Below are 5,481 nucleotides of genomic sequence, written 5' to 3' on the forward strand. Positions count from 1 at the left end.
GGAACTACGGAAAAGGTAAATTGCACGGCGCGACCTTAATGCCGCCTGCCAGGCAAAGCGCGCTAGAAGGACACGCGAACACCGCCGGACACATTGTTGGACTCGTAACGGGTCCGGCCCAACTCGCCATCGTAATAGAAATAAGTGGCGAAACGGTCGTTGATCTGGATGGCGAAGCCGGCGCCGAGCAAGAGGCTGTCGCGTCCAATGCGCGGTCCATTGACGGTGAAGGTGTTGCCCGCACCGTTGGCAAAGCTCGAGTCAATCTCGTAGGACGCGTCACCGTACTCGTGCTGCCATGCCGCGCGCAGTTCCGGCTTGATCACCAGGCCGCCGACTTTCCAGTCGTAGCTGGCCTTCACGCCGAGCGCGGTACGAATCGATTCCTGCCCTTGCGATTGGAAATGCAGCGGAGCCAGCGAACCCGTCTCCGTGAAGCTGCCGACGCCGACGTAGGTGTAGTTGAAGCTCGCCGTCGGGCCGAAGGTGAAGCCGCCTTTCTTGAGGTCGTAGCCGACCCCGAAGAGAACATTCAAATCGCCGCCATCGGTATCGCCGCGCGCCGTCCCTTGGAGCGCCGCACGATGCACATCGTAGCTGCTGTAGCCACCGACGACCGCAAAGTCGGCATAGAAGCCCTTCGCGATGCTGGGCGGAGCCGGCAGTTCTTTCGAGGAATCCTTCGACGAATCTTTCGACATTGTCGGAGCCGCCGCGGGCTGCTCGTTCTGGAAGAAAGTGGCGTAGACGCCGAGTTTGCCGCCGTTGGCCAGGATGCGCCCGCCGTCGTTCAGGTCCACACCCGTGCCGACGTAGCCGGCCATCAAGCCGACCGCGAACTGCGAGCTGACCTTGTAGTCCACGCCGAGCGTAAATCCGCCGCTCGCCACCTGGTAGCCGCGCGCATTGAAATCGTCGCCCACGCCGACCCATTCACCGGTGCCAGTGAGGAAAGCACCCCAGCGACTGTCCGCCGGAACCACCTGTTTCACTTCCTTGCTTTCCTTGCCATCGTCACCGCGTGGTCCCGCCACTCCCGTGCGGAAAGCGAGCGGCCCGTTGAAGCTGGGATTGAGCCCATTGAGGGCCAGGCCCGCCGCGCTGAAGCCGGTGGACCCGGAGCGAATGGCATCGGTGCGCCGCTGGAGATTCAGCGACTGCACATTGTCGAAGGACTCGCCGAGGGTGAAGATCGAGGTGTATTCCTCAGCGGCGATCTTATCGAAATCGTTGGGCAGTTCGCCGAGCGGCTCATGGCCCAGGAATTCGATCAGCTTGCCCGCGCGGCTGTCGCCGACCACCCGATCGAGTTCCTTGGCCACGGAAGTTTGGTTCGGCGTGAGCCCTTCCAGGCCCGTGAAGGGCGAGACAATTGTCTCCAGAAACGCGTCGTAGCCCTCGTAAACGAGCTTGAATTTCAAGATGGTTCCCGTGGGCGCCTGCTCCACATGAGCGAAGGTCCCGAACACACCTCCTCCCGCACTCAAGAACTCGAACTTCTGACCGGGCTTGAGCTTCGGGTGACCGAGCGGCTCGACGAAGAGCGTGCCACCCAGCTTCGCCGCGTCCCCGACGATCAAGTGGTCGAAGACGGTCGAGGAGGCGATCTGAATGACCAACCCGCCGACCGAGGTCTGCGTATAGCTGCCGTGGATTCTCAACGTCCCCGGAGAATTTCCCGGACTGACTAGACCGTTGTTAATCACCGCGCTGGTGATGACGCCACTACCGCCGAGAGTGCCGCCGGGATTGATAAAGATGAAGGGACTGGCGACCGAGCCGTTAATGGCCAGGGTACCACCATTGATGATCGTGTTGCCCGTATAGGTATTCGCGCCAGTCAAGGTCAACGTCCCCTTGCCGATCTTCGTCAGCGAACCACCGGTGCCGCCACCTTCACCGCCATCCTGCAATATGCCCGAGAAAACAGTGCTCTTGTCGTTACTCCCGACCGTGAGGTTATTGCCGCCGAGAAAGACCAGCCCGTTGCCGGAAAGCGAGCCGATCGTCACGCTCCCTGCGTTGTGGGAGCTGATGTCCAGGAATCCGTTGCCGTTCAGGTGAATCGAAGCCCGGTTGCCGTCAGAGCTGTTCTCGAAATAGATTCCACCCCCAGCCAGGCCTCCTTCACCGCCGTCCACGCCGCCGTTGGCGATCAAGGTCGCAGTCCCTGCGCTCGAGCTATCCCAAAAGTGTACCTTGCCCGGGCTGCCCTCACCACCATCCCCGCCCGCCACGGTAATGACCGTATTCGCCCCAGCGGTGGCGGAATTGTAAAAATCCAAATTCCCATTACGTCCGACCAAAAAGTTCTGCGTCTTGGTGGAGTTGTTGACGAGGCCGTTGCCATACACATTCATCCCGTTCGAGCCGATGTCGATGGTGTACGCGCTGGCTCCCGGCTGGAAAAGGATTTCGCCGATGCTCACGAAATTTGAAAGCGTGACGTCCGTGACGGTCGAACTCTGAAAAAACGCCGATTGACTGGAAGTAGTCGGCGCGACGCCTTCCACCCAGTTGGTGCCCGTGTTCCAGTCGTTGGAAGCGGGATTCGAAAGCCAGGTCGAGCTTCCAGGCACGTCCGCGCTGACGATCCCCGCGTGACCGCACAGCAGCAGGGCGGCAATCGATCCGACCAAGGGCTTCATGGCTTTGCGAACGCAAGCCTTGGCCGGGGCCATCGAAGAAGAGGTGGAGTGGGGTGTGCGTTTGTATGACATAGTACGTTCGACTTCTCCAGCATCACGGTGAAATGCTGTCCAGTCCGGGGAGTTTTGGTGAACTCTGCCAATTAAGGCAACCTCTTTTTCGCTCTGATTATGCCTGTGTTACACATAGTCGACACCACTGCCTATCCTTTCCGCTCGCGTCCGGGCAGGCGGCGCTACTAGCTTCCGCAAAATTGTGAATCCCCATCCTCCGCAACCCACCGGCGAGCTCTGGTCCACCTTTGCCTCGGCGTGGAGCCGGCTCGGCCCGCCCCTGCGGCCCTGCCCCGAGGACCTGCAACGCCTGCATCAAGCCTGGACCCAATCCCTGCCGGCGGGAATCCCCTCCCGGCGCCTGGAGATCCTTTCCCTCGGCGTCACGCCGGAAATTGCCTTGTTTCCTTGGGCCTCTGATTTCCACCTGACTGCTATCGACGCCAGCGAGGGGATGATCGGCAGCGTCTGGCCCGGAGATGCTCCGAACCGCCGGGCGGTGCTCGGCGACTGGCTCGAGATGCCCTTTCCCGACGCTTCTTTCGATCTCGTCCTCACCGACACCGGTCTCGCCTTGGTGGCCGGCACGGGCAAGCTGTCCGCAGCCGGGCGCGAATTGCGCCGGGTGCTCCGGCAGGATGGCCGCGCCGCGATGCGCCACTTCGCCCGCCCTTCGCCACCGGAGTCTTTGGACTCCATCGCCCAAGCGGCCGGCGCCGGCCGGTTGAGCAACTTCCACGAACTAAAATTGCGTCTGCTCATGGCCGTCGAAGCGGAAAACCCCGGGACTGCGGTGCGCCTGGCCGACGTTTACGACCGGTTCCAGAGCCTCTTCTCCGATCGCGATCTCCTCGCCCGCCAGCTCGGTTGTGATCACCAGATCGTTTCCACTATCGACGCTTACCGCGGGCGCGAGACCCTTTACGCCTTCCCTTCCCTCGCCGAGCTAGCCGTCGCCTTCGACGCTTTTCATCTGGCGCCCGGGCCGGCTGGTCATTACCCCGCCGCAGGGTGCTGCCCGGTGTTTTCGCTCACTCCGAAGCAATGAGACGCAACTGGGTCGAACAGATGGGACAGAATCCGCTGCTCCTGCCCCCCCAGGTGCAGGCGGGCAACGGCAGTGCCGCCATCTCGAAGCTTCTCACCGAACGCAGTATCACCGAACGGCTGCCCACCCGGGAACTGGCCCGCCACCAGGCAGCCGCCTTGTCGGACCTTGCGCGCCACGCGGCCACCTATTCGCCGCACTTCATCCGCCGACTGGCCTCGGCCGGATTGACACCCCAGTCGCTGGCCGAACCCGGTGCGCTCACCCGCTTGCCACCGCTCACGCGCCGGGAATTGGTCGGCGCCGGAGACGCCCTTTTTTGCACGGCCTACCCGTCGGGCCACGGCGAGCACTCCACCACCTCCACCTCGGGTTCCACCGGCGAGCCCGTGACCGTCCGTCGTACCAGCCTTAGTGAATTGCAATGGTTGGTCTATACCCTGCGCGAGCATCTTTGGCACGACCGCGATTTCTCCGGCCGCCTCGCCGCGGTGCGGGCCAATATCTCCCAGCCGGCAGACACCCCCGACTGGGGGCCGCCCTGCAGCCTCTTCTTTCTCACGGGATCCTGGTCGGGGAGGCCCGCATCCTGGTCCGTTCAGGAGCTCTGCCGCTGGCTCGGCGAATATGATCCCAGTTCCCTGCTCGTGCTGCCCAGCACCCTGGCGGGAATCGTCGCCGAACTCGACCGCACCGGCCAGCGCCTCCCCCAACTCCGCTGGATTCGGACCCTCAGCGAGACGGTCACCTCCCACTTGCGGGAAGAGGTGCGCCGCGTCCTGGGCGTCGGGATCGACGACATCTACACCTCGCAGGAATGTGGCGTGATGGCCACCCAATGCCCCGAGCACGGCAGCTACCATGTCTCCGAGACCATCCTGCTGGAAGTCGTGGACGCCGCCGGGCAGCCCTGCAGCGTCGGCGAGATCGGCCGCATCCTGGTCACCGATCTGGTCAACTACCTCACCCCGCTCGTCCGCTATGAAATCGGCGACTACGCCGAGGTCGGTGGACCGTGCCCGTGCGGCCGCGGCCTGCCCACCATCCGGCGCTTCCTCGGTCGCGAACGCAATCTCGTGCTCCTTCCCGACGGCACGCGCCATTGGCCGGTCGTCGGATTCCATCGCTGGGGAGATGTCCACGACATCCGCCAGTTCCAATTCATCCAGCTCGACCGCCAGACCATCCTCGCCAAAATGTCGGCCCCCTCGCGTCCCGCTCCGGAACAAGAGGCCCGCCTCACCACCATCATCCAGGAGGAACTCCAGCATCCCTTCGCCATCCGCTACGAATGGCAGGAAGAGCCCCTCCCCCGCGGCCCCGGCGGCAAATTCGAAGAGTTCCTCTGCCGCGCGGAGTGATCGGGTCAATCAAGCCGGCGATTTTTTCTCGGAGGCCTGATTGAGCGTAGATCGATCAATGGACCGGATGCCCGGAATGAAAATGTTCCACCGAGAGCTTCGTGAGTTCGGCCCGCCGAACCCGCACCTGCGCCCCTTCCCAAGAACGCAGGAGGCCGGGCCCGGACGGGCCGAATCACGAACAACGACCAACCACCAATCAAGGATAGAAGGGGGACCAGAAATCGCTGGGCGCCACGTCCGAAAGCTTCTGGAAACTCGTCACCTTCAACTTCGGGATCGAGTCGACCGAAAACGAACCGGAACTATACAAATTGCCGAGCAAGTCGGTGCCGCGCAACTCTGCCTGGAGACGAGCGTCGAGTACGCC

Annotated in this window: 3 protein-coding genes; 2 read left to right on the forward strand and 1 reads right to left on the reverse strand. The window is 62.9% G+C overall.

All coding sequences use genetic code 11. The features are described from left to right. Positions 1–62 precede the first annotated feature (62 nt). Positions 63–2,648: an autotransporter domain-containing protein gene (locus ABJF10_RS28955; RefSeq protein ID WP_348548082.1), complete on the reverse strand. Its 2,586-nt coding sequence runs from the start codon at positions 2,646–2,648 to the stop codon at positions 63–65. Positions 2,649–2,904: 256 nt separating this feature from the next. Between ABJF10_RS28955 and ABJF10_RS28960 the strand changes: the two genes are divergently transcribed. Both ABJF10_RS28960 and ABJF10_RS28965 read left to right on the forward strand, forming a co-directional pair. Next, positions 2,905–3,750 (forward strand): class I SAM-dependent methyltransferase, encoded by an 846-nt coding sequence (locus ABJF10_RS28960; RefSeq protein WP_348548083.1) that lies wholly within the window; start codon positions 2,905–2,907, stop codon positions 3,748–3,750. Then, positions 3,747–5,111, forward strand: a complete 1,365-nt coding sequence (locus tag ABJF10_RS28965; RefSeq protein ID WP_348548084.1) for a phenylacetate--CoA ligase family protein — start codon at positions 3,747–3,749, stop codon at positions 5,109–5,111. The genes ABJF10_RS28960 and ABJF10_RS28965 overlap by 4 nt, the downstream gene beginning before the upstream one ends. Positions 5,112–5,481: the final 370 nt, after the last annotated feature.

The sequence above is a fragment of the Chthoniobacter sp. genome, from assembly GCF_040003245.1.
Lineage (GTDB): Bacteria > Verrucomicrobiota > Verrucomicrobiia > Chthoniobacterales > Chthoniobacteraceae > Chthoniobacter.